This window comes from Streptomyces sp. SID3343 (assembly GCF_009865215.1).
Taxonomy (GTDB): domain Bacteria; phylum Actinomycetota; class Actinomycetes; order Streptomycetales; family Streptomycetaceae; genus Embleya.
The window spans coordinates 1-3,984 of the sequence record NZ_WWJX01001385.1; the positions used below are offsets into that span (position 1 = coordinate 1).

At 70.2% G+C, this 3,984-nt stretch carries 3 protein-coding genes and 1 pseudogene; 3 read left to right on the plus strand and 1 reads right to left on the minus strand.

Annotated elements, in window-relative coordinates; all coding sequences use genetic code 11:
• The 3 genes and pseudogenes from GT354_RS44165 to GT354_RS44175 all read left to right on the plus strand — a co-directional run.
• A partial coding sequence (locus GT354_RS44165; protein ID WP_202512975.1) for a hypothetical protein occupies positions 1-319 on the plus strand: 319 nt, incomplete at its 5' end.
• Positions 320-601: 282 nt separating this feature from the next.
• Entirely contained in the window at positions 602-2,434 is a 1,833-nt protein-coding gene (locus GT354_RS44170) for an alkyl sulfatase dimerization domain-containing protein (RefSeq protein ID WP_161362825.1), read from the plus strand.
• Positions 2,435-2,458: 24 nt separating this feature from the next.
• Positions 2,459-2,902, plus strand: a pseudogene (locus GT354_RS44175) (chloride channel protein); the annotation flags it as partial.
• A 65-nt stretch (positions 2,903-2,967) separates the two neighbouring features.
• Here the strand turns inward: GT354_RS44175 and GT354_RS44180 are convergent.
• Positions 2,968-3,984: LuxR family transcriptional regulator (locus GT354_RS44180; protein WP_237536059.1), on the minus strand; the 1,017-nt coding region annotated here is incomplete at its 5' end.

Genomic DNA, 3,984 nt, shown 5'->3' on the forward strand with positions numbered 1-3,984 from the left:
CCGCGCCCTCGCCACCGCCCAGGCGGCCAACGGCGGCGACCGCCTGATCGCCCGCCGCCTCCCGCGCATCCTGGCCGCGGCGGGCCTGCGGGACATCACCGTGCGCCCGTTCGCCTACACCAGCGACGAGGCCGGCGGCGCCGCCGCCCTGGCCCCCCAACTCTCACCGGAACGCCTGCTCCCCCTGGTCGACCAAGGCACCCTGCCCCTGACCGCCTACACCCGAGCCATGACCGCCTGGAACCACTTCATCGCCGTCAACGGCTTCACCCTCCTACTCGGCTTCACCGTCACCGGCCAAGCCCCGCCCATCCCATGACCACCCCCAACCAACCGCACCAGCCCGACCGGCGTTTGGGGCCACCTTTCAGCCCGGCCGGCGTTTGACGGCCTTGGGGCACAGCGCTTACCGCCAAACCTCCGAAGGCTCTCGCAGGACTCTCCCAGACGAACTCTCACGAGAATGGCGGTGCGTGACGTCCGTGGCCGAGTGGTGCCCGTGATCAATCTCGGCAGCACCGGCTACGTCGTCGTTCTCCCGCAGCGAAGACGCGCGGCCCGGTTCCGCGATCAATGGGACTATGTGGGCTATTTATGTCTTATGAGCGATCTTGACTATGCCGACAGGTCCGATTTCGAGGACGCCGAGCGGGGCTTCGTCGCTGCTCTCTCGCCGGCGGTTGTGCGAACGGACGACGGTCGGGTGATCTGGGACGGGGACGCGTACGCGTTCCTGAACGACGAGAAGAGCCCGGACACCGCGCACCCGAGCCTGTGGCGGCAAAGTCGACTGTGCAACAAGCAGGGCCTGTTCGAGGTGACCACAGGGATCTACCAGGTCCGGAACCTGGACTTGTCGAACATGACACTGGTCGAGGGCGACACCGGTGTCATCGTCATCGACCCGCTGATCTCGGCCGAGACCGCAGCCGCCGCGCTCGCGCTGTACCGCGAGCACCGCGGCGAGCGCCCGGTCACCGGGCTGATCTACACCCACTCCCACGGCGACCACTTCGGTGGCTCGCGTGGAGTCCTGCCGCACGGCCACGCCCCGGTGCCGGTGATCGCCCCGGCCGGGTTCCTGGAGCACGCGGTCGCGGAGAACGTCTACGCGGGCGGGGCGATGACCCGCCGCGCGGTCTACATGTACGGCGCCGAACTGGACAAGGGCCCCGCCGGGCAGATCGGCGCGGGGCTGGGCATGACGACGTCGAAGGGCACGATCACCCTGGTCCCGCCGACGCTGGACATCACCCGCACCGGTCAGGAGGAGACCGTCGACGGTGTGCGGATCGTCTTCCAGATGACGCCGGACACCGAAGCACCGTCGGAGATGAACTTCTACTTCCCCGACCGAAGCGCGCTGTGCATGGCGGAGAACGCGACGCACAACATGCACAACATCCTGACCCTGCGCGGGGCGGTGGTCCGCGACACCCGCATCTGGGCGCACTACCTGGGCGAGACGATCGCCCTGTTCGGCGACCGGGCCGATGTCGCGTTCGCCTCCCACCACTGGCCGACCTGGGGCCGCGAGCGCATCGTCGAGCACTTGGCCGGTCAGCGGGACATGTGGGCGTACCTGCACGACCAGACCCTGCGCATGACCAACCAGGGGTTGACCGGGGCCGAGATCGCCGAGCGGATGGAGCTGCCGCCGGCGGTCGCGAACCGGTGGGCGAACCGCGGCTACTACGGTTCCGTCAGCCACAACGTCAAGGCCGTCTACCAGCGCTACATGGGCTGGTTCGACGGCAACCCCTCGCACCTGTGGGAGCACCCGCCGGTCGAGCAGGCCACACGTTTCGCCGCCGACTACGGCGGCGTGCCGGCGTTGATCGCCAAGGGCGAGGAGTACGCCGCCTCGGGAGACCTGCGCTTCGCCGCGACATTGCTGGGGCACGCGGTCTTCGCCGCCCCCGATGACACGTCGGCCAGGCAAGCGCTGGCTTCGGTGTACGAAAAACTCGGGTACGGCGCGGAGAACGGGACCTGGCGCAACTTCTACCTGATGGGCGCCCAGGAACTGCGCGGCACCGTCGCGCACACCACGCTGGAGACGACCAACCCCGAAATGGCGATGGCGCTCACCGTCGACATGCTCATCGACTCGCTCGCCATCCGCGTCGACGGACCTCGCGCGTGGGACACCAGGCTCACGATGGCCTGGACCGTCACCGACGAGGGCCGCACCTGGCACCTGCTGCTGTCCAACGGAGCCCTCACCTACCGCAGCACCGAGACCACCTCGGAGGCGGCCCGGCCCGCCCAGGCCGCGGACCTGACCTTGACTCTGACCAAGCCGCAACTGCTCGCGGTCCTGGCCGGCAAGGGACTCGACGACGTCCACATCCAGGGCGACCCCCAGGTCTTCGAAACGCTCATCGGCCTGCTCGACACCCCCGACCCCGACTTCGCCATCGTCACACCTTGACCACGATCAACCTCCAACCGCCAAGTGCCCGGCGTGCTGCTCGCCCTGGTCATCGCACTGGCCGGCGGGGTGAGCCTGGGACCGGAGAACCCCATCACCGCCTGCAACATCGCACTGGCCTGCTGGATCGGCGCCCGCCTGGACCGGGGCACGCCCGAAGGGTGGCTCGCGCTCGGCGCCGCCGGAACGATCGGCGCGCTGTTCGCCACCCCCGTCGCCGCCGCGCTCGTGCTCTCCGAGACCGGCGGCAAACCGGGAGTCCCCCTGTGGGACCGGCTGTTCGCACCGCTGACCGCCGCCACCGCGGGCGCGCTGACCACCTACCTCGCCGCGCAGCCGGTCTTCTCCGTCGACGTACCCACCTACCCCGGCGTGGCCTGGAGCCACCTGCTGTACGACACGGGCATCGCACCGGCCGCCGCATGCCTGGTCCTCATCGGCGTATACGCCTTCCCGCACGCCTACCGGCTCCCCCAAGAGGGCTCCGCCCTGGTACAGGCCACCGTCAGCCCGGTCGGCGTTCGAGGCCACCTTCAGCCCGGTCGGCGCTTGAGGCCGCCCTCCAGACCGGCCGGCGCCTGAGGCCGACCGCCCGCCCCCACCAGCCGGGTCCGCAACGACGCTCGCCCTCCGATCCCGAGCTTGCGATACACGTGGGTCAGATGCACCTCCACCGTCCCCCGCGTGACACACAGCTTCTCGGCGATCTCGCGGTTCGTGTCCCCCGCCGCCGCGAGCTCCGCGATCTGCCGCTCCGAAGGCGTCAACGACCCGGGCCCGGACAAACTGGTCCGCCGCAGTCGGCCTCCACACGCCAACAGGTCCTTGTGTGCCCGCTCGACCAACTTCTCCCACCCGCCTTCCTGCGCCAACCCCATCCCTCGCCGCAACGACTGACGCGCCGCCGCCGGCTGCCCGCCAAGTGCGTACGCCCGACCCAACTCCACCAGGGAAGCCGCGAGTTGCAGCCGCGCGCCCGTACCCTCCAACACCGCGACCGACTCTTCGAGCAACGGCGCGGCCTCCCGCGGCCCTTCGATCCGCGACCGATTGCGCAAGGACTGCCCGATCGTGGCCGGCGCCCCCCAGCGTCGGGCGATCTCCAGCCCTTCGTCCAGCAACGGCACCGCCTCGTTCCGTCGCCCGAGATCGGTCAGGGCGAGCCCGGCGTGCCCCCGCCAGTCACTCAACGCCGGGTTGACGATGCCCAGTTCGGTCAACCGGCGGCCACACTCCAAGAAGTCGGTCAAAGCCCCGCGCACGTCCCCACTCGCGTGCCGACATCGGCCCCGAACACCGAGCGCGGTGGCCCGCGCCGGCAGCATTCCGAACGTCCCGCGCAGCATCGCCGCCGCGCCGTCGTACTGCCCGAGCACCACCCGGATCCGGGCCAACTGCACCAACGTCAACTGCGCGAGGGCCGATAATTCGGGACCTCGCGCGAGCCGGCTCGCGAGCCGCGCCTCGGCCAACGCCTCGGGCAGGTTCCCCGCGCGTAGAGCGACGTCGGCGCACAGACAGTGCCCGACGACCGCAGGCAGCCCGATCCG